Here is a 25,291-nt window from a genome sequence, read left to right as displayed (position 1 = left end):
TAAGTGTTATGAAGCAAATGAGAATCTCTGCCTATTTATTAAGATTTCAATGCTTGTAATAATTTCTGATGAATACCGCCAAATGCACCGTTACTCATCACTAAAATATGATCTGTCGGTTTCGCTTCTTCCACAACCATTCTGACCAATTCATCTAAATCCGCCGACCATTTAGCAGGTTGAGTTAAATTATCGGTAATCACTGAAACCGACCACGGAATCGTATCCGGTTGGTACACAAAGACCCCATTCGCATCAACTAAACTCGGTGCAATTTCTTCTTTATGCACGCCCATTTTCATCGTATTGGAGCGAGGCTCAAGCACCGCTAAAATACGCTGATCTTTGCCTACTTTGCCACGTAAAGCATCAATTGTTGCCGCTATTGCGGTCGGATGATGGGCAAAGTCATCATAGACGGTAATGCCATTCACTTCGCCCTTCACTTCTAAGCGGCGATTCGCATTAATAAATGAACCGAGTGCTTCACAAGCACCTGATACAGATACACCGGCGTGATGTGCCATCGCGATTGCCATCAATGCATTGTGCATATTATGTGCTCCGATAATATTCCATTTTACTTCACCGGCTTTTTCCCCCTTGTGAAATACTTCAAAATGCGAACAATCAGCAGAAATCGGTTTTGCAAACCATTGTTTATCTTCGCCGATAAATTGTAACTCGCTGTAACTGCCCATTTTCAGCGTATTTTGTACATTTTCATCCGCCACTGCAGACAGAATACAACCTTTGCTCGGCATGGTACGTACTAAGTGATGGAATTGGCGTTGAATTGCTTTTAAATCATCAAAGATATCCGCATGGTCAAATTCAATATTATTAATAATTAATGTTTTTGGCGTGTAATGCACAAATTTAGACCGTTTGTCAAAGAACGCAGAGTCATACTCATCCGCTTCAATCACAAAAAATTTACTTGAACCAGCACGTGCCGAAATACCGAAATTACCGGCAACCCCACCGATTAAAAAGCCGGTATCAATCTGATTTTGATCTAAGATCCACGCTAGCATACCGGTGGTGGTGGTTTTACCGTGCGTACCGGACACCGCCAGTACCCAGCGATCTTTTAACAGATGATCATGCAACCATTGCGGACCTGAAGTGTAATTTAGCTGATTATCCAATACATATTCTACGCAAGGATTACCACGGCTCATTGCGTTACCGATAACGACTAAATCCGGTGCCGGCTGAAGCTGTGCTACATCATAATTAGGAATAATTTCAATACCGTGATTCCCTAAAAATGTACTCATTGGCGGATAAACATTAGTATCCGAACCTGTCACTTTATAGCCTAACTCTCGTGCAATCATCGCGACTCCGCCCATAAAAGTGCCGCAGATGCCTAAGATATGAATATGTTTCTGTGTCATAAATTAACCTTAATGTAAAAAATATGTGATCGATGTCACAAAATTGTTGTGCCTTATTAGAGGTAAATTAGCTTTATCTCTATAATACTGGCTATTATTCTAGCACAGCCCAAGGAGAAATTATGAAAACGCTCGGCGAATTTATTATTGAAAAACAAGCGGAGTACCCAGAAGCGAAAGGTGAATTAAGCGGTATCTTATCTTCTATTCGACTAGCCGCTAAAATTATTCACCGAGAAATTAACTGTGCCGGTTTGAGCCAAGATATTTTAGGCGTTGCCGGTTCAGAAAATGTTCAAGGCGAAGCACAAATGAAATTAGATGTATTTGCCAATGAAACGATGAAAAAAGCATTAATTGCACGTGAAGATGTGGCAGGTTTTGCCTCTGAAGAAGACGATAACTTCGTTGCTTTTGACAACGAAAGAGGTAGAAATGCAAAATATATTTTAATGACCGACCCTTTAGACGGTTCTTCAAATATTGATGTAAACGTTTCGGTCGGCACGATTTTCTCGATTTATAAACGTGTTTCACCGATTGGTACGCCGGTTACGATTGAAGATTTCTTACAAGAAGGGCGTAAACAAGTGGCGTCGGGTTATGTGACTTACGGTTCATCTACAATGTTAGTTTATACGACCGGTAATGGTGTCAACGGCTTTACTTATGACCCGTCCCTCGGTTTATTTATTCTGTCTCATCCGGATATGAAAATGCCGTTTGAAGGAAAATATTACTCAATTAACGAAGGACAATATGTCACTTTCCCGATGGGTGTGAAAAAATTCATCAAATATTGCCAAGAAAGTGACGAAGCGACTAAACGTCCGTATTCATCGCGTTATATCGGTTCATTAGTATCGGATTTCCACCGCAATCTGTTAAAAGGCGGTATCTATATCTACCCAACCTCAACTGTATATCCGAAAGGTAAGCTACGTTTATTATATGAAGGCAATCCAATGGCGTTCTTAGCCGAACAAGCGGGTGGAATGGCAACGGACGGATTTAATCCGATTTTAGATATTAAACCGACCGAACTGCATCAGCGTGTACCGTTCTTTGTCGGCTCAACCTCAATGGTGCAACAAGCGGTCAAATTTATGCAAGAGTTTGCAGAATAGTCCTAATAAAAACAAAAAACCGAACGCTCTTAAACGTTCGGTTTTTTTATAAGCGGTTAAATTTGCCTATTATTTTGCAAAATACGCTTCTAAAGCATCGCTACCGCCGATTAATTTACCGCCGATAAAGATTTGTGGAACAGTTTGGCTACCTGCAACCGCACGTACCACTTTACCGCGTTGTGAATCGTTGTCTAACACGATTTCTTCAAAGCGTAAGCCTTTTTCAGCTAATAACGCTTTCGCTTTTGCACAGAATGGGCAGTCAGTTTTGCTAAATACCACGATTGGATCTTGGTCTTTCCACTCAGGGTTTAAGAACTTGATCATAGTTTCCGCATCAGATACTTCAAACGGGTCGCCGTCTTTTTCCGGCTCATCAAACATTTTCACTACTTCGCCGTTTTTCACAAGCATAGAATAGCGCCAAGAACGTTTACCAAAGCCTAAGTTCGCTTTATCAACTAAACGACCCATACCTTCAGTGAATCACCGTTACCGTCTGCTAATAAGATCACATTTTCCGCATCTTGGTCTTTCGCCCATGCGTTCATTACGAAAGTATCATTTACAGAGATACAGATGATTGAATCTACACCTAATTTTTTGAACTCACCCGCTAATTCATTGTAGCGCGGTAAGTGAGTTGATGAACAAGTTGGCGTGAATGCACCCGGTAAAGAGAAAACTACAACAGTTTTGTTATCGAATAAATCTGCAGTAGTTACATTAACCCATTCGCCACCTTTACGAGTTGGGAAGGTTACGTTAGGCACTTTTTGCCCAGTCATATCTTTAAATGACATAAAAATTCTCCTGTTTTACATAATGTTTTCAAAAACCGCACGCATTCTACACCTAAATATGCCATAATTCAGCCTATTTGATTAATAGGAAAAATGGTCATTCTTCGATCTAACTGGGAGTTCCTGTGAATATTAGAGATTTAGAATATTTAATTGCCTTAGCAGATTATAAACACTTCCGCCGTGCGGCTGATGCCTGTAATGTGAGTCAGCCGACACTCAGCGGTCAAATTCGCAAACTAGAAGACGAATTAGGTACGGTTTTACTTGAGCGTACCAGCCGTAAAGTATTATTTACGCAAGCCGGTTTAACTCTGGTTGAACAAGCTAAAGCCGTATTACGCGAAGTAAAAGTGCTAAAAGAGATGGCAAGTAACCAAGGCAAAGAAATGTCCGGCCCACTTCACGTCGGCATTATTCCAACGCTTGGTCCGTATCTTTTACCACTTGTATTGCCTGCATTAAAATCGGCATTTCCCGAATTAGAACTTTATATTTACGAGCTACAAACTTCACAATTAGTCGATCAGTTGGAATCCGGTCAATTAGATTGCGGTATCTTAGCTTTTGTAAAAGAAAGCGAGCCATTTATCGAAGTACCTATTTTCAACGAGCAAATGTTATTGGCCGTTTCACAACAACACGAATGGGTCGCTCAAAAAGGCTTAGATATTAGTGCATTAAAAGATAAAGAATTGCTCTTTTTAGATGATGGTCACTGTTTACGTACCCAAACGTTGGATTACTGCTTATCTGTCGGTGCCAAAGAAAGCACACATTTTAAAGCGACTAACTTAGAAACATTGCGTAATATGGTGGCGGCAAATGCCGGCATTTCCCTAATTCCGGAACTGGCGGCTAAACCATGCGAAGGCTTAAAATACCTCACATTTAACGATCCGAAACCATATCGTTCTGTAGGGCTAATTTATCGCCCAGGCTCACCGTTACGTATTCGTTATGAACGCCTTGCCAAAGAAATCTCTCAGATTATGAAACAAGAGAGCAAGCATGAGTAACATAGGCATTAGAGCACAGCAAAAAGAAAAAACACGCCGAGCTTTAGTGGATGCGACATTTAATCAATTAAGTGCTGAAAAGAGTTTTTCTAACCTGAGCTTACGCGAGGTAGCAAGAGAAGCCGGCATTGCTCCGACCTCATTCTATCGCCATTTCAAAGATATGGACGAACTAGGCTTAGCCATGGTGGATGAATCCGGCTTAGTATTACGCCAACTAATGCGACAAGCACGTAAACGTATTGCGACTGGCGGAAGTGTAGTTGCTGTTTCAACCGAAACATTTTTTGAATTAATTGCGGATCGTCCGAACGTGTTTCGCTTATTATTACGCGAAAGTTCAGGCACATCGCAAGCATTTCGTACCGCGCGTCACGGGAAATCCAGCACTTTATTGCCGAATTAACCGATTATATCGTTTCAAAAGATCCGAACAGTAGCCGAGAAATCGCTTATATCCAAGCGGAAGGATTAGTGACTATCGTTTTTACAGCCGGTTCTTATGCACTTGATATGAACACACAAGAACGAGAGAAACTTAAACAACGTGTGATTATGCAATTAAGAATGTTAGCCCGTGGTGCGGCTTCTTATACTTATAGCCACGATAAGGATCACCAATAATGCCAAAGAAAAGTATATTTTTATTACGTTTTGGTAAAAATATTTTTCTATACGGTTTAATGTTTATCGTATTAAGCATTGCGGTTGACTGGTATCGAAAACCAAGTGAGCCGAATGAATTTGCCCAACAGGTGTTATACGATTTACAGCAACAGCCGAAAGTGATTGCCCAATTAAGCCATCAGCAACCAATGTTGCTCTACTTTTGGGGCGACTGGTGTGGTTATTGTAAATTTACTTCACCGGCGATTCAGCAACTTTCCGATGAAAAGATTCCGGTGTTAAGCGTTGCACTTAAGTCCGGAGATCCGCAACAAGTGGCTAATTATTTACAACAAGAACATTACTATTTCCCTGTCATCAATGATCCTGATGGCGAACTATCCAAAAGCTGGAACATCCAAGCCACACCAACGATTTTAATCATAAAAGACGGTAAGGTGGTACAGCATACAACAGGGCTGACAAGCTATTGGGGACTTAAAGTCCGTTTATGGCTGTCTAGCCTCACTTAAAATTCAAGCGGTCTGATTTGTCAATTTTTCTGCAAATCAGACCGCTTTAGCATATAGAGAACATTATGATCGTTGATCCAAATTACCAACAAGAACTCGAGAAATACGAGAATCCCGTGCCGAGTCGGGAATTTATTTTAAACACTATTCGAGAATTTGATGCGCCGATGAGCCGTGAAGAATTGCTTGAAGCCTTTCATATTTATGACGAAGAACGTATCGAAGGTGTTCGCCGCCGCTTACGTGCGATGGAAAATGACGGGCAATTAATTTTTACCAAACGCAAACGTTATGCCCTACCGGAAAAAATGGACTTGGTTAAAGGTACGGTGATCGGTCATCGTGATGGCTTCGGTTTTCTGCAAGTAGAAGGCGGTGAAAAGGGCGATGACTGGTTTATTCCGAATAACCAAATGACACGTGTGATGCACGGTGATTTCGTCCTTGCTCAGCCAAACGGAACCGATCGCCGGGGTCGTCGTGAGGTACGTATTGTACGTGTGTTAGAAGCACGTAAAAAACAAATTGTCGGCCGTTTCTTCCTTGAAAGTGGCATCGGTTTTGTTGTGCCAGACGACAGCCGCCTTACTCAAGATATTTTAATCCCTGACGATCAACGTATGGGGGCAAGAATGGGGCAAGTGGTTGTAGTGGAACTGCAAGAACGCAAAGCGAGTTTCAATCGCCCTGTGGGATTTATTACCGAAATCTTAGGTGATAACCTCGCACCGGGTATGGAAATCGAAATTGCACTGCGTAATCACGATATTCCGCACGTTTGGCCGGAAGGTGTAGAAAAACAGATCCGCCAATTTAATGAAGAAGTACCGGAAGAAGCTAAACTCGGTCGAGTGGATCTACGTGACTTACCATTAGTCACGATTGATGGTGAAAGTGCCAGAGATTTTGATGATGCTGTTTTTGCCAGAAAAGAAGCTGACGGCTGGCGTTTATGGGTAGCGATTGCCGATGTGAGCTATTACGTTCGCCCGAAAACTGCACTGGATTTAGAAGCGACAAACCGTGGTAACTCGGTTTACTTCCCAAATCGAGTGATTCCAATGTTACCGGAGATTTTATCCAACGGTTTATGTTCACTGAATCCGCAAGTTGACCGCTTATGTTTGGTAGCGGAGATGACTGTATCGCAAAAAGGCGAACTGACCGGCTATCAATTTTATGAAGCGGTAATGAACTCACACGCACGTTTAACCTATACCAAAGTTTGGAAAATGTTAGAAGGCGATGAAGCATTACGTGAGCGTTACGCACCTCTCGTACCACATTTGGAAACCTTGAACGAAATGTTCCAAGTGTTAGTAAAAGCTCGTCAAAACCGTGGCGCAATCGAATTTGAAACCGTTGAAAACCAATTTATTTTCAATCCGCAAGGCAGAATCGAACGGATTGAACCGCTGATTCGCAACGATGCACACAAAATTATCGAAGAATGTATGATTTTAGCGAATATCGCCTCGGCTCGTTTTGTCGAAAAAGCAAATGAGCCGGCATTATTCCGTATTCACGATAAACCGAGCGAAGAAAAACTGACCAGTTTCAAATCGTTCATTAAAGAGTGCGGCTTAACTTGGAATGTAGGCTTAGATCCGCAACCGAAAGATTATGCGGAATTAATCGAACAATTAGCTGATCGTCCGGATCGTGAGTTAATTCAAACTATGCTACTCCGCTCACTTAAACAGGCGGTATATGCGGCGGATAACGTAGGGCATTTCGGCTTAGCGTTAACCGAGTACGCTCACTTTACCTCGCCAATTCGCCGTTATCCGGATTTGCTGCCGCACCGTGCAATTAAATACTTAATTGAAAAAGAAAAAGGTAACACTCGCAATTATACGGACGGTGGCGGTTACCACTATAAACTGGATGACATCGATCAATTTGGTGATAAATGCTCGGCAACCGAGCGCCGTGCGGATGAAGCAACCCGTGAAGTAGCGGATTGGCTGAAATGTGAATTTATGCAAGATCATCTCGGTGAAACGTTCGAAGGGGTGATTTCAAGCGTTACCGGTTTCGGTTTATTCGTTAAAATCAATGAGTTACTGATTGACGGTTTAGTGCATATTTCAACATTAGACAACGATTACTATCATTATGATGCGGATCGTCAGCGTTTAGTCGGTGGTAGTGGCATTATTTACCGTTTAGGTGATCCGGTCAAAGTGAAAGTCATCAATGTGAGTTTAGATGATAAGAAAATCGACTTTGCGTTAATTGATAATCTCCGTAAAGGGATTGCAGTGGGCAAAACGGCGAAGCAGAAGGCGAAGAAAAATGCTGGCGAAAAACCGGTTTTCAAAGAACCGAAAACAGTGAAAGCAAAAGGCAAAAAAGGCGACAAGCCCAAAGCAAAATCTGCAAAAAAAGCGAAAAAAACGACCGCTGGTAAGGCGAAGAAATAAGGGCAAAGACACCGATGTGAATTAAAATGGGACACGAAGCATCGTGTCCCTACTGATCACGTTATACAAAATCAGAACGAAATTCGGCAGTTATTGTAGGGACGCCACGCTTGGCGTCCATTGAGGCATAAAACAGAAAAAGCCCAACGTAAGAAATAGTGAGCAAGCGGTCAAATTTGCAAAATTTCTTACAAATTCTACCGCTTACTGCTTTATCCGTTTAAACTATGATTGCCTAGCTAAAGAGTTAGGCGATTTTTATCGGAATTTATGGATATGAACACACTTAAACTTATTTTATTAACTTCAACACTGACCGCATTATTTGCGTGTACACCGTCACAAACATCGAAAAATGCCAAAGGCGGTTATTTAAAGGCGAATATTAGCCAAGCCGAATTACACAATCCGGCAAACTATAAACGTTATTATTATACCTGTCGTAATCTTGCAACCGGTGATAGTGCTTATTTAGCGAGCTATTTTCCTCTCTCTAGAGAAAGCCGTATGAAAGATAATTTCGGTTTTTACTTTCAGTTAGACGGTGGTAAAGTCGAAGCCTTTGATCATCTCGAAAATAAAACGCTTAATGCGAGAGGTACCCGTTTTGAAGTGAGCTATCGCTCATACAATCCAATTCAAGGTAGCTACATTGATTTAATTGCCGGTGAACAAAGCTCAATTTATTATAGAAATATCAATGGGACTCGTGTTCCTTGGTTAAATTGTAGAGAAGCCTAAACGTAAAGAGATTGGAATACAAACCTATTATTTATTGTAGTAAATGATAAGGATTCTTATTTGTAAGTATTTGTAAAGATTATTGCTTATATTAATGAGAATTATTATCATTAAATCACTTCAAAAATAATAGGTAATCACTCCAACTCTTACGCCTCATTCCCCCACAAAATGAGGCGTTTTTTTTCGCCTATCGCCGATTAAGTCCTATCAATTTCAGCATATACCGCTATAATAGATTTTATTTTCATATTTAAAACAAGATATAAGGAATCAGCAAATGGCTCAATCTATTGAAGCAACCTTAGCCGAACTGAAACGCGGTGTTGAAAACATTTATTCTGAAGAAGATTTAATTGAAAAGCTAAAAGAAAATCGTCCGTTACGCATTAAATTAGGTGCGGATCCGACAGCCCCGGATATTCACTTAGGTCATACCGTTGTTTTAAATAAACTTCGCCAGTTCCAACAACTTGGTCACGAAGTGATCTTCTTAATCGGGGATTTTACCGGTATGGTCGGTGATCCGTCTGGTAAGAACTCAACTCGCCCACCGCTCACCCGTGAAGACGTATTACGCAATGCGGAAACCTATAAACAACAATTATTCAAGATCTTAGATCCGAATAAAACTCGTGTAGTATTCAACTCTGAGTGGTTAGGTAAATTAGGTACGGAAGGGATGATTCGCCTTGCGTCAAACTATACGGTTGCACGTATGCTTGAGCGTGACGATTTCAAAAAACGTTTTACCAATAACCAATCTATCGCAATTCACGAATTTATTTACCCGTTACTACAAGGTCATGATTCTGTTGCGTTAGAAGCGGATGTTGAATTGGGCGGTACAGACCAAACCTTTAACTTATTAGTAGGTCGTGAGCTACAAAAATCAGCGGGTCAAAAACCACAAGTGGCAATGACATTACCACTACTTGTCGGCTTAGACGGCGAGAAAAAAATGTCAAAATCACTTGGTAATTATATCGGTGTTACAGACGCACCAAGCGATATGTTCGGTAAAGTGATGTCGATTTCAGACGAATTAATGTGGGATTGGTATAATTTACTTTCATTCCGCCCATTAGATGAAATTGCACAATTAAAAGCAGACGTTGCGACCGGTAAAAATCCACGTGATGTGAAAATTCTTTTAGCGAAAGAGTTAATTGCTCGTTTCCACGATCAAGCGGCGGCAGATGCAAGCAGAACAAGAGTTTATCAACCGTTTCCAAAAAGGTGCAATCCCAGATGAAATGCCGGAATTTACTTTTGAAGGCGAAATTGGTTTAGCGACTTTATTAAAAGAAGCCGGTTTAGTTGCGTCAACTTCTGAAGCGATTCGTTCAGCACAGCAAGGCGGCGTAAAAATTGATGGCGAAAAAGTGGAAGATGTTCGTCAAAACGCACAACAAGGCACTTTTGTTTATCAAGTTGGTAAACGTAAATTTGCTCGTGTAACGGTTAAATAAGCCTGATATAAACGAAAAGGAAGCTCATGCTTCCTTTTTTTATGTTCTGAACAAGCGGTCAAATTTGTGAATTTTTTGCAAATGTAACCGCTTGTTATGGATAAAAAAATGCCCAAGGATTAAACTCACTTGGGCATTTTTTATCTAATCGCTAGTCATCTAAGAAACTACGTAACGTTTCCGAACGGCTCGGGTGACGAAGTTTGCGTAACGCTTTCGCTTCAATCTGACGAATACGCTCACGTGTTACATCAAATTGTTTACCGACTTCCTCAAGGGTATGGTCAGTATTCATATCAATCCCGAAACGCATACGTAAAACTTTCGCTTCACGAGGTGTTAAACCTTCTAACACTTCGTTAGTTGCGATACGTAAACTTTCCGCCGTTGCTGAATCTAACGGTAATTCAAGGCTTTCGTCTTGAATAAAATCACCTAAATGTGAATCATCGTCATCACCAATCGGAGTTTCCATTGAGATAGGCTCTTTCGCAATCTTCAACACTTTACGAATCTTATCTTCCGGCATGCCCATACGCTCTGCTAACTCTTCTGGCGTCGCCTCACGTCCCATTTCTTGTAAACATTGACGAGAAATACGATTCAGTTTATTAATCGTTTCGATCATATGTACAGGAATACGAATCGTACGAGCTTGGTCAGCAATTGAACGAGTAATCGCCTGACGAATCCACCATGTCGCATAAGTAGAGAATTTATAACCACGGCGATATTCAAACTTATCTACCGCTTTCATCAAACCGATATTACCTTCCTGAATCAAATCTAAGAATTGCAAACCACGGTTGGTATATTTCTTCGCAATCGAGATAACTAAACGTAAGTTCGCTTCTACCATTTCTTTTTTCGCACGGCGAGCTTTTAATTCACCATTTGCAATACGGCCGCCGATTTCACGAATTTGTGCGATCGTTAAACCGGTATTTTGCTCCATACGTTGTAAATTAGCGATATTGACTCGAATTTGGTCAATATAATTCGCTAGTTTTGGTGCGACACCTTTTTTCGCATTAATTGCTTTTTCAATCCATTCTTCTGAGGTTTCATTACCTTGGAACAATTTTAAGAAATCTGCTTTCTTCATTTGTGCATATTCAACCGCATAACGTTGAATTTGGCGTTCTTCCGCACGCACTTGTTTCATCATTTTTTGCATAGATTCAACAAGTAAATCAAACTGTTTCGGTACTAAACGGAACTCACGGAAAATATCTGAAAGTGCTTGGATATGTTCTCTTGATTTTTTATGAGCACGACCGTGTTTTTGAATCGCTTGTAACGCTTTTTCGTGTTGCTCACGTAATGCATAGAATTTTTCACGTGCAAGCTCAGGGTCAATAGAGTTATCATCGCCTGTATCCGCACTGCTATCGCCTTCTTCCTCTTCGTTCTCATCATCAACATCAGCAACATCTTCAGCTTCTTCATCATCTAAATCGACATCTAAGTCCGCTAATGTTTCATCTGCTTCAATGTTTGGATCCACGAAAGCTGTTACAAGATCTGATAAACGCATTGTACCTTCTTCCACTTGAGCGTAGAAACCGATTAAATCGGTCAAGGCTTCTGGATATTCTGCAACGGCACACTGTACTTCGTTAATACCCTCTTCAATACGTTTTGCAATATCAATCTCGCCTTCACGGGTAAGTAATTCGACTGTTCCCATTTCACGCATATACATACGTACCGGATCAGTTGTTCGTCCTAATTCCGATTCAACAGTCGAAAGCACTTTTGTTGCTTCTTCAACCACGTCTTCATCTGCGATATTTTCTGCAAGCATCAGATCATCGGTATCTGGGGCAGTTTCTAAAACCTTGATCCCCATATCGTTGATCATTTGAATAATATCTTCAATCTGCTCTGCATCAACCAACTCTTCCGGTAAGTGGTCATGTACTTCCGAAATCGTTAAATACCCCTGTTCACGCCCTTGGGCAATCAGAAGTTCTAATTGGGATTGCTGTTCTAATTGTTGTTCCATAATTCGTTTCCGTTTTGTGCGAGCAAAAATAGTGTTGGATTATACCATTAATTGCAATTTTCTTGATAGTTTTGCAAGAAATTTCTTAAAAATGACCGCTTAATTACTGTGCAATCAACATCACTAATTCTTGTTTTTCCTCTGTAGTAAGTCCCATTGTCCGCTCTTTAGCGATCAATGTTTCAATTCGCTTTTCCACTAATTTAGCATAAAGAAAATCGAGCGTTTCAATAAAAGTGCTTTCAATATTTTCGGGAATAACTAAATGATCCCAATTGGCTAACAGCTCCAGCGTACGAAAATCCGCTCTATCTCGCCAATGTTCTAGTAACGCCCCCATTGAAATGCCTACTTTTTGTCGACAAACATCAACCAATTCAATTAGCAATTCAAATCCCGGCTCATCAAGTGTTTTCAAAGCGGAAATATCCGGCACAAATTTGACTAACGCCGGATTTTGCAATAATAAAGCGACTAATAATCGCATTGGCGTACGCTTAATTTGTGGCGTTTTTAGCACGGTGTTTTGTGATGTTGACACCCGACTTGGTAACATTGCCTCTAACAGTGCTGGATCTAAAATGCCTAATTTTTGTCCTAAAATATTACGCAGATATACTCGTAACATCTCTCCGGGGATACGATTGATCAACGGTATCGCTAATGCCGCTAATTTTGATTTTCCTTCCTTACTAGAAAGATCGACTTGTGCCATTAAAGAATCAAATAGAAAATCGCTGAGTGACATTGCATTTTGCAAATATGCCTCAAAGCCTTGCTTACCATGAACACGGACAAAACTGTCCGGATCTTCACTATCCGGTAAGAAAATAAATTTCAACTGACGACCGTCGTGTAAATAAGGTAATGCATTTTCAAAAGCCCGCCACAGCGCTTCACGTCCGGCTCTATCTCCGTCATAGCAACAAATTACTTGTTCGGTAACGCGGAACATTTGTTGAATTTGCTCGCCAGTGGTTGCCGTGCCTAATGACGCAACCGCATTATCCACCCCAAATTGAGCAAGAGCCACAACATCCATATAACCCTCAACCACAACTAAAGATTCCGGGCTTTCATTTTGCTTTAAAACTTGGAATAAGCCGTATAACTCACTGCCTTTATGATAAGTTGCCGACTCCGGTGAATTCATATATTTCGGACGCTCATCACCCATTACTCGCCCACCGAAAGCAATCACACGTCCACGCTTATCACGAATCGGAAACATCACACGATTGCGAAATTTATCATAAATTCGACCGCTATCATTTTGCGTAACCATACCCGTATCAAATAATTTCTGCACCTCATCACGACTCGTGCCAAATTTACGTAGCACCGAATCCATTGAATTATGAGCGAAGCCAATCTCAAAGCGATCAATAATTTCCGACGAAAGACCACGACTTTGTAAATAACTTTGGCTAGGAATATCTTGGGTTAAGTTTTGTTGATAAAAATGACTAATCGCTTCTAACAGTTCATATAAATTACGTTTAGTTTTATAACTTGCCTGAGGCTTACCATCACGATTTATCACATTCTCGCGAGGCACTTCCAAACCTTGCATCGCCGCCAGTTCTTCAATCGCTTCCGGAAATTCTAATTTATCATAATCCATCAAAAAGCTAATCGCATTACCATGTGCACCACAACCAAAGCAATGATAAAACTGTTTAGATTGACTGACAGTAAATGAAGGACTTTTTTCGTGATGAAATGGACAGCAAGCTTGATAATCTCGCCCAGCTTTTTTAAGTTTAACTCGGCTATTGATCAGCTCAACAATATCGGTACGTGCAACAAGATCATCAATAAACGAACGAGGAATAGTGCCTTTCATTGATTCTCCTTGTCATAATGGCAAGCGGTAATATTTACACTAAATTTTGCAAAAAATCATCAAAATTTGACCGCTTATTTACTATAGGTTAGATAGAGGGTTCACTAGAAACACTAAAACCGTGATTCCAAAAGGTTTCACGGTTTTAGTTAATTTAAGCTAAATAGCAGACTGCTAATTAGTATAAACGAGTGTTACGTGCATTTTCACGTGCATTACGTTTAGCGTGACGTTTAGCTAAAGATGCTTTTTCACGTTTACGAATTGTAGTTGGTTTTTCATAGAATTCACGAGCACGAACTTCTGCTAATAAACCTGCTTTTTCGCAAGAGCGTTTGAAACGACGTAATGCAACGTCAAATGATTCATTTTCACGAACTTTAATTACTGGCATATGCCATCACCTCAGGAAATATATGTTTAAATAAAGTCGCACACAATTTTTGGCGACATAGAACTAAAAAAGGTAGCACATTCTACCGCATGACTGATAGTTAAAGTAAAGGATAAATTCAGTAAGAACGTTATGCAAATTCACACTTTTTAGACTAAAAAACAAATACAACGACCGCTTTATTTTTGAGAAAGATCTCAAATGATCCTAATTTATCTATATTTAAGTATTAAGATCCGATGCTAAACGATCACGGCGATAAGAGCCGTCAAGTATAGCTCGCCACCAATCCTGATTCGCTAAATACCATTCGACAGTTTTACGTAATCCCGATTCAAAGGTTTCTTGAGGTCGCCAAGCCAATTCACTTGATATTTTACTTGCATCAATCGCATAACGAATATCATGACCGGGACGATCCTCGACATAAGTAATCAGTCCTTCGTATTTATCAATACCATTGAGCCTACTCGGCACAAATTCATCTAATAATCGGCAAATCATACGAACAACTTCAATATTGGTTTTCTCATTATGACCACCAATATTATAAGTTTCTCCAACTTTTCCCTCACATAACACCTTATAAAGTGCAACAGCATGATCCTCTACAAATAACCAATCTCGAATTTGCAAACCATTGCCATAAACAGGTAACGATTTCCCTTCAAGTGCATTTAAAATCACTAATGGAATCAGCTTTTCCGGAAATTGGAAAGGACCGTAGTTATTCGAACAATTTGTCACTAATGTTGGCAAACCATAAGTACGAAACCAAGCTCTAACTAAATGGTCACTCGATGCTTTCGAAGCTGAATAAGGGCTGGAAGGTGCGTAAGGCGAAGTTTCCGTAAATAGCCCCTCGAGGTTACCTAAATCGCCATAAACTTCATCGGTTGAAATATGATAGAAACGAAAATTGTGCTTTTTATCTAAGGGCAAATCTATCCAATATCGACGACTTGCTTCTAATAACGTATAAGTACCGATAATATTGGTTTGAATAAACGCCGCAGGTCCCTCAATTGAACGATCTACATGGCTTTCCGCCGCAAGGTGCATTACCACATCCGGTTGATATTTGCAAAAAAGTTGCGAAATTCGATCGCTATCACAAATATCAACTTGCTCAAAATGGTAACGAGAGCTACTACTCACACTTGCTAACGAGGAAAGGTTTCCAGCATAGGTGAGTTTATCTACATTTACCACACTATCTTGCGTATTTTGGATAATATAACGAATAACGGCGGAACCGATAAAACCGGCTCCGCCTGTGATAAGGATTTTCATATTATAATATTCTTTATGGAAAGATAGCCCTTAGATAGGGGACTCGTTTAACTAATAATACAATAACCAAACAAATGTTATAAGTCATAAAAGCACCAAAGAAACGCCAATAGAAATTATCTTCAGAGATGGCTAACAATTTTAATTCATAATGCATGATTAATTTATGAATTAAATAAATTCCTAAACTACAAGAAGATAACACAGCTAATACTTTGGCATTAAAGAATTTAATATCACTAAAAAAATCTTTTACAAAAACAAAAATTGCAACTGCTAAAAAGACTGTATGAAATTGCATATAACTAAATAATGTTCGATCTAAGTGACCAGTTTCCAATGAAGAATGATAAGTATAAACATATCTAAATATAGCACCAAATACACCGAGTATATAAATGATAACCTTATATTTGTTCTCTAATGTATATCTGGATAATAAATAGCCTAACACTAAATAGATAGAGTATCCTGCCATAGGGAAAATAATTGACCAGTTATAATGTAATTTTAGAAAATCAAAAATAACAGGAAAGAATGAATGAGTGAGGAACATAGCTCCTACTATATAGCATAAAATGCTATAATTATCTTTTAATAAAGATAACACGGGAACTAACATATATAATGAAAATAAATGTATAAAGAACCAATATATTTCAATAAATGGAATATCTCTAGTATTAAAGATCATATTAATACTCTCTTTAATACTTAGTGTTTCTATAGCCCCAGTGTAAAAACCATATCCGAGTAAACTTAAACTACAGAGTAAAAATGGAAAAACTGCGCGTTGCAATCTCTTAATAAAAAATTGCTTGGTCGAATACCTATTACGATAATCGAATAACGTTGCCCCTGTTAACATAAAGAAAATAGGAACAGCCCAATAAAAAGCCACTTCAAAAAATAAGGCTTGTTGCCAAGCCATATCATTTACATTATACCAATGTACAATACCTATGATGCAATAACAGTACTGCAAAACAAGCGAAAATATTTAGTATATCTAAATAAACCAGATACGTAGTTTGTTTCATTAGATCATCCTTTAATAGCAATGATTTAGTTATTAACTTCTTACCAAAATTATATGTTATTTTGCAATAGATATACTAAATAAGAAAATATTGATAATCTGGAAAAAATCAACCATCACTTTTAATAAGCCCCATCACGTTTAAATACGGTTTGGACAGTTTTAATCAGAATTACAATATCATTCCAAAGCGACCAGTTTTTCATATACCAAACATCCATTTCAACACGACTATCAAAATTGACATCACTACGCCCACTGACTTGCCACATTCCTGTAATGCCCGGTTTTACCGCCAATACAAGCGGTGCTTTTTTACCAATATCTTTCTTTTCGATTACCATATAAGGACGAGGCCCCACAAGGCTCATCTCTCCTCGTAATACATTGATTAATTGAGGGAGTTCATCCAGTGACGTTTTTCGTAAGAATGTCCCAATTTTAGTAATTCTTGGATCATTCATATATTTGTGATAGATACGATAATAGGTCGCTTCCTCTGGATTTTTTTCTAACCATTCTTGCATAAACGACTGATCGGAGTACATAGAACGGAATTTATAACACATAAACTCCTTCCCATTTACACCTAATCTTCTCTGCTGGAAGAAAATCTCTCCTTTGGGATCTTCTTTCTTAATCCAAAAAGCAATTAAACCTAATACAGGAATCCAAAAAACGGCTGAACTAATTACCAGAATATAGTCCATTAATAATTTCAAAATTCGATTAGTTTTACTTAGTAACTCATTTTCTAGTGTGAAAATATTCGTTCTTGTATTAAAAATGTTATAAATATATGAATGAGAGAAATCATATCCATTTAATACGGGTGTAAAAATAATTTCTCTACTATTTTTAATATTATCTTCAATAATTTGATTAAGTTTATCTTTACCTAGATTAGCTCCATCGATAAAAATAATCTTATGCTCAGAATTATTTGCTTTTACATATCCTAAATATTGGTCCTCAAAAAGCTCATTCTTGAACTGTTCACTTTCACTAATTACTTTTGCCGGTAACTGCCAAATACCTAACTTAAATAAAACCTTTTTGGTAAATATCTTTGCTATAGGCAATATCACCGTACAGCATAAGAAAATTAATACCAATGTACTTCTTGAATAATACTCGGCATTTTGTCCAAGTGCCAAGGCAGAAAGAAGAATTAATAACGAGAGGAATGATCCTCTCACAATTAATCTGCTTTCGTGCCAGAAATCGTAACGCTTAGTATAAACCCCTAGATACGCCATCATCAGAATTAAAATTAAATATACGTATGCAAAGAAAATATATGAATAATCAATTTCCGGAAGCGTAAAGAATAAGCCAAGTATTTTTCTTAGCGATACTGCGACCAAAATCGATACAAATATTGCGATAAAATCAACAAGGATTAAGCTAATCTTAGCAATGATCTTATTCAAAGCGTTACTCCTCTATATTAAAAGTGTGCTTTTACACACTCTAATGCTTCTGCAATAATATTATGCATATCAAAATATTTATATTGGGCTAAACGTCCACCAAAAATCACATTTGGTGTAGCATCTGCTAAAGCCTTATATTGCGCATAAAGTTCATTATTACGCACGTCATTAATAGGGTAATATGGTTCATCTCCTTCTTCATACTCCTTTGAATGCTCACGGGTAATCGCCGTTTTTGGCTGAGTACCATATTCGAAATGCTTATGCTCAATGATACGAGTATAAGGCACTTCTGCTTCAGTATAATTAACCACAGCATTACCTTGATAATTTGATATATCTAAAACTTCATTATCAAAACGTAAACTACGATATTCCAATTTACCAAATTGATAGCCAAAATATTCATCAATCATACCGGTAAATACGATTTTTTCTGCTAAGCCCTCGTAATATTCTCGTTCTGCAAAGAAATCTACGCCTAATTTGACTTCAATCCCCTCTAACATTCTTTCAAAAATACCGGTATAACCACCGATAGGAATACCTTGATAAGTATCATAGAAATAGTTGTTGTCATAGGTATAACGCACCGGCAAACGTTTAATAATAAACGCAGGAAGCTCCGTACATTTACGTCCCCATTGTTTTTCTGTATAGCCTTTAATTAATTTTTCGTAAATATCTCGACCGACAAGAGAGATTGCTTGCTCCTCAAGATTCTTAGGATCTGTAATATTTTCTAAAGCAATTTGTTCTTTAATTTTTTCTTCTGCTTCTTGTGGAGTAATTACTCCCCACATTTTATTAAACGTCAGCATATTAAATGGTAAGCTATATAGTTCATCTTTATAGCGTGCAACCGGTGAATTAGTAAAACGATTAAATTCAGCAAACTGTTGAATATAATCCCAAACCATCTTATTACTTGTGTGGAAAATATGTGCACCATATTTATGAACATTGATGCCTTCAACATTTTGGGTGTAACAATTACCACCAATGTGATCACGTTTTTCAATCACTAAACATTTTTTACCACGTTTTGTGGCTTCATGAGCAAAAATTGAACCGAAAAGCCCGGCTCCAACAATTAAGTAATCATACTTCATTTCTATTCTCCAAGGATATGCTGTGCAATGATGCTATATAATTCGTTTAAATATCTTATGCTGAATTGTGTGATAGACATACATCATAAAATTTTCTTTTAGAATTAATAATAAACAAAAATAAGTCGTAAAGAATATACAACTCAATATTAAAAATGTAATCATAACAGAGTCTGTTATATTCCATTGATATATACTAAAACTTAATATAATAGAAGAGCCTATGGCCAACCCTATTCGAAAAAATTGCAATTCATTAAAGAGAATGAATATATATCTTCTCAAAATTAACAATTGAACAATTAATACCGTTAACTCCGCCAAAATAACTGAAATGGCAGTCCCTACTGAAGCTAAATGAGGAACTAAAACCAAATTAGCTATAATATCAACGATTGTCGCTAATAATACAGAAATAAGCGACTCTTTATCCTTCTTTAAAGGAAGCAAAATCTGAATACCTAAAATATTCGTAATCGCACTTAATAGTAACGCCCAAACAATAATTTGTAATGGTAAAATTGCATTAATATAGTTTTCTCCCGCTAATATTAAAATTGTTTCCTTTGCAAAAAGCATAAAAAAGATAACTAGCGGAACTGCAATCACAATAATAAAATTCATTGATTTCTTCAATGCAGAATGAAACTCATCTGTCATATTATTCTCCACATAATAAGATAGACGAGGTAATAATACTATGCCTAGCGAAGTAATGAGAGTAAATAAAATCCCCTTAACTTTCATCGTCGCATTATAGTAGCCAACTTCTTGAGAAGAGGTCAATAAACCTAAGATAGCTTCATCAATACTAGTATATATTGCTATAGACAATGTCGTAAGGAATAAAAAAAACATTGGTTTAATATGCTTTTTTAACTCATAATTTTTATATATACGATAATAAATTAACTTCCTAGAATTATAGAGATTAAATATCCCTGAACCAACTATAGCAAAAACAGAAATAATGGAAAATATAATATAATCATCTTTTGTTTTAACAAAAACAAATACTAATATCAGGGCAATCAATTTAAAAATAATTGTCCTAATTGTAATATATTGATATTTTTCCAATCCTTTATATAACCATTCAATACCGATAATAGTAAAAAGAATAAAAATAGATGTTGCCCAAAACAATTCCTTTTCTACTGCGAATCTAGGTACCAATGCAACAACCAATAAAAAACATACATATACAATAATTGTTGCAATAATATTAATAAATAATAATTCGTGTACTGTTTTAGAAAGTAAATCTTTGTTATCCCTAACCTGAGCACAGGCTCTTACACCATAGGTTGCCACGCCTAAAGATGCAAAGATAGAAAAATAACTTACCACTGAAATAGCAAAAGCAACCTTTCCAGTTCCTTCCGGTAGTAAAATTCGAGATACATAAGGAAATGTCACTAAAGGAAATAAAAAATTTGACACCGTGAGAATCAAATTCATTATGAAGTTAAACTTCACACTTTTCACATTCATATAGTTTCCTTTATTTTATTTCTATGTACAAATAGAAAGTGACAAATATATGAAAATATAATAATTTTAATAAATCCTATATCTAATACTGTGGTATAAAATCTATTTGAGAAAGCTAACATAATTAAATCATTAAACAAATACGCATAAACAAATAGTGAAAAATGCACTTTATTCGTTTTGATAGTCCCTGTCTTTAGCTTCTGATATGTAAAAATATAATATAAAGCAATAAGAAATATTAGTGGTATAAATCCAACATATTCAAAATCATAAATGAATGAATAAAATGTTGTATATACGTTACCTATTTCTAATCCATTATTACTAAATGTAAACTGATCTATCGTAGGGAAAATTAATGACTCATCAGAAATTATTTTAGCTATATAAGCATATAACCCCCTAAATGTTTGTTCTCCGAAAATAGTTGCATAAGAACCTTCAGGTCTAAAAGCTAAATAATTATCAAGATTTACAAGCGGTGCTCCTACATAGATAAAAATATAATGAAACAAATCTAAATCATTTTCTCGTCCCATTAGACTTAACAATGCAATAAAGAATGTCCCAGAAAAAATCACAATAAATAAACTTTTTAATAAAAATTTAAGGTTGCCTTTTCTCACATTATTCTGCTTATTATAGAGGATATAGAAGGTTATCAACATCATAGTGACAATTCTAAATATCGGACTTCTACTACCATTTAGGATGATATTTAAGCAAAGCAACAAAACAATTAATACTTGTAATTTATCGATTTTTTTGATCGCAACATAATTATGTATAAAAATATAAACAATTAAATACCCAAAGCCCTGAGTGATCGGATTTCCAATACGATATAATAACGGAATGGGAACATTTAACTCAGAAAATATCTCTGGCCAAAATTTAGTCATTACGTCATAAAGGGAAATCATTTCCCCTAAGCTACTAGAATACCCTAAATGTGCTAGTGAGATTGCTTCTAAATACTTGATAAAAGCAAGTTGAGTTACAATAAAAAATACTATAAAAAAAACCGTAACTTTTTTACTAATTTTAATTTCAGTAAGAGGCTCGCTAAGTTGAGATTTAGTCTTGTATACGGTTTGAGATACCAAGGTTACTAAAGTAAAAATTAAAGCTGAACTTACTATTACCAATAGTGTTTCTTCATGAAAAATTATCTTGTAAGCATCTTCTCCCAAGATACTTGTAACGCCAAATACTAAAAATGGCACGACAAATAAAATCGAAGGATGCATATAATCAAGATTTACTATTAATAAATTAAATATGAGTATTAATAGTAATGAAAACACTAAAAGATATAAAAACATTTTAAATAACTCTTTCCGCTTCAGAAATAGCTTTTTTAGTATATTCACCGCTCATTAAATAGGCGGTCTGTTTTTCAACATTATTTACCATTTCTTCAAATTCTTGCTCAGTCATTACGTTTAATTTATCTTGTAACTCATTTAGTGAAGACACACAAAGTCCTACATTATGTTTTTTGACAAAGTCTGCTTCAGCAACTTTATCCCAAATAACCACTGGCATACCTGATGATAAATAAAGCGATAATTTATGAGGATTATTGTATTGTAAGTATTCGCCAAAATCTCCTGTACAAGTTTCAATGCTCTGCCCATCCCAAACCAATCCAAAACCGGATACTAATTTTTGTGGAATTTCAGTTGCAGGGAATGAACCGTGATACTCAATATTCGGAAACGCTTCTAAAGAATGTTCAAAATTAGGTCCATATAAATGGGCTTTAATTGCGCCTAGCGAGCCTAATTGTGCAATATAAGCTGACTTTTTAATATCTAAATTACCAGCTACAGAAATAGCTCGTTCAAAGATCACACGTTTCTTATCTACAGATTTTTGCAAATAATCAAAAATGCCTAAACTGATTAATTTGTCTTCCGAATAACCTTTCTTGATAAAAAAAGACTTCATTTTATCATTATGAACAATGATCGAATCTGCCAGAGATAACATTGTTTCAAATTCATTCTTATAATAGTTGCTATATAAACTTTTTCTTAATTCTTCTACATCATGAACTAAAGAAATAAATTTAACCTTTTTTGTTCTCTTTAAGCGATTCAATACCCAATTTCTTATTAATTGCTTATGATGATATGGGTTCTGAATAAGTACAACAGAATTGGCTTCAATAGATAAATATACTTTTATCCAGTCAATAAGAAAGAGAATTTGACGCTGAATTTTTGCTATAAACGAATCAACAGTAGTAGCAGTCCTAATTATATTTTCTTCATAACCTAGTGATAATGCAATTTCATAAACATCTTGCACAGCTTTACTGCCGGCATGGTTATGTTCGGTACTTAACTCAACAATTTGGTATTTTTTCATTTTAAAATCCAGTTAATCAGCTTTTTAATTTTACAAATAAAATAGGAAATTTTGCTTTGACTAATTTAACGAGATTCGCAACAGTAACTAATAAAAATCCTATTCTATATTTAATTAAAAAATAAAAAAGTTTCTGTTTCTTATTTACTAAATCAGAAAGTAATAAATATTCATTATATTTTTCTTGATTAAAAATATTCTCTTTAATCCATTGATTTTGTTCTAAAAAAGACATCCCAGATTTTAGAGAACTATTACGTTCTATCGCAGATAAACAATAACGAACAAAGCGATTTACTAATAAACGGTTAACATTATTGTTTATTGAGCCTTTTTCTTTAACTAATTCCTTAAATGATTCGAGCGTTTGCATATGAATACAAAAATAATCCGGTACAAATTTAGAAGTTAAGCTACCGTTATTACGCTTCATATAAAAATAAAGCGGTTCATTTAGTAAATAGAAATTAGATACTTGCTTAAATACTTTGATATTAAACTCAAAATCTTCTTTTAAAGCCTGATGCTCATTCAAAATACGATACTTATGAATAATATTAGTTTTATAAAACTTATTATTTGTATAACCAAATAAGAATGATTCTTCTAAATCAACAAAGACATCAGTAAAATCACCTGTAATTAAACCATCATATTGGCTCATGATATCTTTTGTATAATCCGTTTTACCATTTATTTCATATCGCTCCTGCATTCCAATACTGATAGCATCAGGTCTATTTTGCTGAATAATGGAATTTACTTTAGTAAGTAGCGATTCATCAAATAAATCATCGGGATCAGGAAACCAAATATATTCTCCTGTTGCAATCTGAATACCTCGATTGCGCTTTCAGTCGCCCCTATATTTTTTTCATTACAAAGCAACTTCACTCTCGAGTCACTAAATGCCAGTAATTTTGCTTTAGTATCATCTGTTGAGCAATCCTCAACAAAGATAATTTCAATATTTTGATAAGGTTGAGTTACAAGTAATTTGAACAATTTATCCAAATATTGAGAAACGTTATAACAAGCAAAGATGAGACTAATTTTTGCGTGATTCATTATTTACTCTTTAATTTAATAAAATACTTTGGAGTTTCTGCGCAACTAACTTTATATCATATCCAGCATCCGCTAATACTGTTCTGTCACTCTTTCTTGGCTTATCTGTATTTAAGCAGTCCATAATTTTTGAAGCCCACAAATTAATATCTTTACTATCATCGATAGGTAAAAATTCCGTTGAAGATAAAATTTTAGCGTCTAAAGGAATTCTATTTGAGAGATATACAGGGAGACCTGCGGCCTGAGCTTCAATAGCTACAATACCAAGCCCCTCAAATAATGAAGGTAATATCAGACAATCTGATGCGATCATTAATTCGTTTACATCATGTCTAATCCCTAATAAATGAATATTATTGATGTTATTATCGTTGATATAGGCAATAATATCTTTTTTCATAGGTCCATCACCAACATAAGCAAAATGTACAGATGGATCTAATTGATTTATTTTCTTAATTACGTCTAGCGTAAAAAATGGATTTTTCTGATAGTCCATTCTTGCTACATATAAAATGGTCTTACTATTCCGCTTCCATCCTAACTTATCACGAGTTGAATTATATATATTTATGTCATATTGATATTTATTTAAATCAATGCCATTTTTTATCAATATATATTGCTTATCTTTACCAAACATAAACTTAGCAACTGTCATCTGTACAAGCTAGTTTCACGTGAGCTACATTATTCAATAACCATCTTAACTTATAGTGCAATCTTTTCTTATCTGTACCTGCATTATGGGAGTGCACAATAATTTTTTTTCCTAATAGAAAAGCAGGAAGCATATTAAGTACGTAACCGGCATTCATAATATTAAAATAAATAACATCATAGTTATTTTCTTTAATGACTTTCCACATAGCCCATAGGCTTTTAAATAAACTTTGGTTTTTAGGTGGAATAAAATGAATTTTACAGCCATGTTCAAGATAATAATCACTTAAGGTCATGTTTGGAAAATCACACACAAAATCAAACTGAATTTGAGTCCGATCTAGATGCTGATAAATATTGTGGATATAGGCTTCCATTCCTCCAAAATTATCTGTCATTCCATACACTAGTATACGCTTCATT

General features: G+C 36.5%; 19 protein-coding genes and 4 pseudogenes. 7 read left to right on the top strand and 16 right to left on the bottom strand.

Going from position 1 to position 25,291, the window contains the following annotated elements; genetic code table 11:
- Positions 1–38 precede the first annotated feature (38 nt).
- Positions 39–1,403 carry a UDP-N-acetylmuramate:L-alanyl-gamma-D-glutamyl-meso-diaminopimelate ligase gene (gene mpl / locus NYR89_RS10360; RefSeq protein WP_279445741.1) on the bottom strand — a complete coding sequence of 455 codons (1,365 nt, stop codon included), beginning with the start codon at positions 1,401–1,403 and terminating at the stop codon, positions 39–41.
- 122 nt (positions 1,404–1,525) lie between these two features.
- Between mpl and fbp the strand changes: the two genes are divergently transcribed.
- Positions 1,526–2,530, top strand: a complete 1,005-nt coding sequence (fbp, locus tag NYR89_RS10355) for a class 1 fructose-bisphosphatase (protein ID WP_279445740.1) — start codon at positions 1,526–1,528, stop codon at positions 2,528–2,530.
- A 69-nt stretch (positions 2,531–2,599) separates the two neighbouring features.
- On the opposite strand, the pseudogene NYR89_RS10350 reads toward fbp, so the two are convergent.
- Positions 2,600–3,336 (bottom strand): annotated as a pseudogene (locus tag NYR89_RS10350) (glutathione peroxidase).
- A 125-nt stretch (positions 3,337–3,461) separates the two neighbouring features.
- Here NYR89_RS10350 and oxyR point away from each other — a divergent pair.
- The 6 genes and pseudogenes from oxyR to tyrS all read left to right on the top strand — a co-directional run bounded on the left by oxyR (position 3,462) and on the right by tyrS (position 10,133).
- Positions 3,462–4,355 carry a DNA-binding transcriptional regulator OxyR gene (oxyR, locus tag NYR89_RS10345; RefSeq protein WP_279445738.1) on the top strand — a complete coding sequence of 298 codons (894 nt, stop codon included), beginning with the start codon at positions 3,462–3,464 and terminating at the stop codon, positions 4,353–4,355.
- A pseudogene (fabR, locus tag NYR89_RS10340) lies at positions 4,348–4,979 on the top strand (HTH-type transcriptional repressor FabR). Before oxyR ends, fabR begins: the two are co-directional and overlap by 8 nt.
- Positions 4,979–5,494: a protein disulfide oxidoreductase gene (locus tag NYR89_RS10335; RefSeq protein ID WP_279445737.1), complete on the top strand. Its 516-nt coding sequence runs from the start codon at positions 4,979–4,981 to the stop codon at positions 5,492–5,494. Before fabR ends, NYR89_RS10335 begins: the two are co-directional and overlap by 1 nt.
- Before the next feature lie 65 nt (positions 5,495–5,559).
- Positions 5,560–7,920: a ribonuclease R gene (rnr, locus tag NYR89_RS10330; protein WP_279445736.1), complete on the top strand. Its 2,361-nt coding sequence runs from the start codon at positions 5,560–5,562 to the stop codon at positions 7,918–7,920.
- A 276-nt stretch (positions 7,921–8,196) separates the two neighbouring features.
- Entirely contained in the window at positions 8,197–8,661 is a 465-nt protein-coding gene (locus NYR89_RS10325; RefSeq protein ID WP_279445735.1) for a hypothetical protein, read from the top strand.
- Positions 8,662–8,941: 280 nt separating this feature from the next.
- Positions 8,942–10,133 (top strand): annotated as a pseudogene (tyrS, locus tag NYR89_RS10320) (tyrosine--tRNA ligase).
- Positions 10,134–10,284: 151 nt separating this feature from the next.
- On the opposite strand, the gene rpoD reads toward tyrS, so the two are convergent.
- From rpoD to NYR89_RS10245, 14 genes and pseudogenes are all read right to left on the bottom strand, one after another.
- Positions 10,285–12,171 (bottom strand): RNA polymerase sigma factor RpoD, encoded by a 1,887-nt coding sequence (gene rpoD, locus NYR89_RS10315; RefSeq protein WP_341536375.1) that lies wholly within the window; start codon positions 12,169–12,171, stop codon positions 10,285–10,287.
- 73 nt (positions 12,172–12,244) lie between these two features.
- Positions 12,245–13,987 carry a DNA primase gene (dnaG, locus tag NYR89_RS10310; protein ID WP_279445734.1) on the bottom strand — a complete coding sequence of 581 codons (1,743 nt, stop codon included), beginning with the start codon at positions 13,985–13,987 and terminating at the stop codon, positions 12,245–12,247.
- A 178-nt stretch (positions 13,988–14,165) separates the two neighbouring features.
- Positions 14,166–14,381 carry a 30S ribosomal protein S21 gene (gene rpsU, locus NYR89_RS10305; protein ID WP_005598703.1) on the bottom strand — a complete coding sequence of 72 codons (216 nt, stop codon included), beginning with the start codon at positions 14,379–14,381 and terminating at the stop codon, positions 14,166–14,168.
- Positions 14,382–14,603: 222 nt separating this feature from the next.
- The gene (rfbB, locus tag NYR89_RS10300) at positions 14,604–15,674 is read right to left on the bottom strand and encodes a dTDP-glucose 4,6-dehydratase (protein ID WP_279445733.1); all 1,071 of its coding nucleotides are present in this window, start codon (positions 15,672–15,674) and stop codon (positions 14,604–14,606) included.
- Positions 15,675–15,687: 13 nt separating this feature from the next.
- Positions 15,688–16,605, bottom strand: a complete 918-nt coding sequence (locus NYR89_RS10295; RefSeq protein WP_279445732.1) for an acyltransferase — start codon at positions 16,603–16,605, stop codon at positions 15,688–15,690.
- 230 nt (positions 16,606–16,835) lie between these two features.
- A complete protein-coding gene (locus NYR89_RS10290) occupies positions 16,836–18,146 on the bottom strand; it encodes a sugar transferase (RefSeq protein WP_279445731.1) in 1,311 nt (436 codons plus the stop codon).
- 17 nt (positions 18,147–18,163) lie between these two features.
- Positions 18,164–19,261, bottom strand: a complete 1,098-nt coding sequence (gene glf / locus NYR89_RS10285; RefSeq protein ID WP_279445730.1) for a UDP-galactopyranose mutase — start codon at positions 19,259–19,261, stop codon at positions 18,164–18,166.
- Between the two features lie 33 nt (positions 19,262–19,294).
- Positions 19,295–20,755, bottom strand: a complete 1,461-nt coding sequence (locus NYR89_RS10280; RefSeq protein ID WP_279445729.1) for a flippase — start codon at positions 20,753–20,755, stop codon at positions 19,295–19,297.
- On the bottom strand, positions 20,752–22,083 hold the full coding sequence (locus NYR89_RS10275; protein WP_279445728.1) for an O-antigen polymerase: 1,332 nt from the start codon (positions 22,081–22,083) through the stop codon (positions 20,752–20,754). The genes NYR89_RS10280 and NYR89_RS10275 overlap by 4 nt, the downstream gene beginning before the upstream one ends.
- A gap of 1 nt (position 22,084) precedes the next feature.
- Positions 22,085–23,134, bottom strand: coding sequence for a sugar transferase (locus tag NYR89_RS10270; protein WP_279445727.1), 1,050 nt, complete (start codon positions 23,132–23,134; stop codon positions 22,085–22,087).
- A 16-nt stretch (positions 23,135–23,150) separates the two neighbouring features.
- On the bottom strand, positions 23,151–23,798 hold the full coding sequence (locus NYR89_RS10265; protein ID WP_279445726.1) for a hypothetical protein: 648 nt from the start codon (positions 23,796–23,798) through the stop codon (positions 23,151–23,153).
- Between the two features lie 27 nt (positions 23,799–23,825).
- A pseudogene (locus tag NYR89_RS10255) lies at positions 23,826–24,202 on the bottom strand (glycosyltransferase family 2 protein); the annotation flags it as partial.
- Positions 24,203–24,212: 10 nt separating this feature from the next.
- Positions 24,213–24,866 carry a glycosyltransferase gene (locus tag NYR89_RS10250; RefSeq protein ID WP_279445724.1) on the bottom strand — a complete coding sequence of 218 codons (654 nt, stop codon included), beginning with the start codon at positions 24,864–24,866 and terminating at the stop codon, positions 24,213–24,215.
- Positions 24,853–25,290: a glycosyltransferase gene (locus tag NYR89_RS10245; RefSeq protein WP_279445723.1), complete on the bottom strand. Its 438-nt coding sequence runs from the start codon at positions 25,288–25,290 to the stop codon at positions 24,853–24,855. Before NYR89_RS10245 ends, NYR89_RS10250 begins: the two co-directional genes overlap by 14 nt.
- Position 25,291: the final 1 nt, after the last annotated feature.

Source organism: Actinobacillus arthritidis, assembly GCF_029774155.1.
GTDB classification, from domain to species: domain Bacteria; phylum Pseudomonadota; class Gammaproteobacteria; order Enterobacterales; family Pasteurellaceae; genus Actinobacillus; species Actinobacillus arthritidis.
Note: the sequence above shows the minus strand (reverse complement) of the source record. Positions and strands in the feature narration are given on the sequence as shown.

What these genes read in the sequence shown, in the direction of transcription:
- NYR89_RS10335 (WP_279445737.1), top strand. Translation starts at nt 4,979, where the DNA reads ATGCCAAAGAAAAGTATATTTTTATTACGTTTTGGTAAAAATATTTTT.
- dnaG (WP_279445734.1), bottom strand. Translation starts at nt 13,987, where the DNA reads ATGAAAGGCACTATTCCTCGTTCGTTTATTGATGATCTTGTTGCACGT.
- NYR89_RS10270 (WP_279445727.1), bottom strand. Translation starts at nt 23,134, where the DNA reads ATGAAAAAATACCAAATTGTTGAGTTAAGTACCGAACATAACCATGCC.
- fbp (WP_279445740.1), top strand. Translation starts at nt 1,526, where the DNA reads ATGAAAACGCTCGGCGAATTTATTATTGAAAAACAAGCGGAGTACCCA.
- NYR89_RS10295 (WP_279445732.1), bottom strand. Translation starts at nt 16,605, where the DNA reads ATGGCTTGGCAACAAGCCTTATTTTTTGAAGTGGCTTTTTATTGGGCT.
- NYR89_RS10275 (WP_279445728.1), bottom strand. Translation starts at nt 22,083, where the DNA reads ATGTTTTTATATCTTTTAGTGTTTTCATTACTATTAATACTCATATTT.
- NYR89_RS10245 (WP_279445723.1), bottom strand. Translation starts at nt 25,290, where the DNA reads ATGAAGCGTATACTAGTGTATGGAATGACAGATAATTTTGGAGGAATG.
- mpl (WP_279445741.1), bottom strand. Translation starts at nt 1,403, where the DNA reads ATGACACAGAAACATATTCATATCTTAGGCATCTGCGGCACTTTTATG.
- NYR89_RS10265 (WP_279445726.1), bottom strand. Translation starts at nt 23,798, where the DNA reads ATGAGCCAATATGATGGTTTAATTACAGGTGATTTTACTGATGTCTTT.
- NYR89_RS10250 (WP_279445724.1), bottom strand. Translation starts at nt 24,866, where the DNA reads ATGACAGTTGCTAAGTTTATGTTTGGTAAAGATAAGCAATATATATTG.
- NYR89_RS10280 (WP_279445729.1), bottom strand. Translation starts at nt 20,755, where the DNA reads ATGAATGTGAAAAGTGTGAAGTTTAACTTCATAATGAATTTGATTCTC.
- rfbB (WP_279445733.1), bottom strand. Translation starts at nt 15,674, where the DNA reads ATGAAAATCCTTATCACAGGCGGAGCCGGTTTTATCGGTTCCGCCGTT.
- rpsU (WP_005598703.1), bottom strand. Translation starts at nt 14,381, where the DNA reads ATGCCAGTAATTAAAGTTCGTGAAAATGAATCATTTGACGTTGCATTA.
- NYR89_RS10325 (WP_279445735.1), top strand. Translation starts at nt 8,197, where the DNA reads ATGAACACACTTAAACTTATTTTATTAACTTCAACACTGACCGCATTA.
- glf (WP_279445730.1), bottom strand. Translation starts at nt 19,261, where the DNA reads ATGAAGTATGATTACTTAATTGTTGGAGCCGGGCTTTTCGGTTCAATT.
- rnr (WP_279445736.1), top strand. Translation starts at nt 5,560, where the DNA reads ATGATCGTTGATCCAAATTACCAACAAGAACTCGAGAAATACGAGAAT.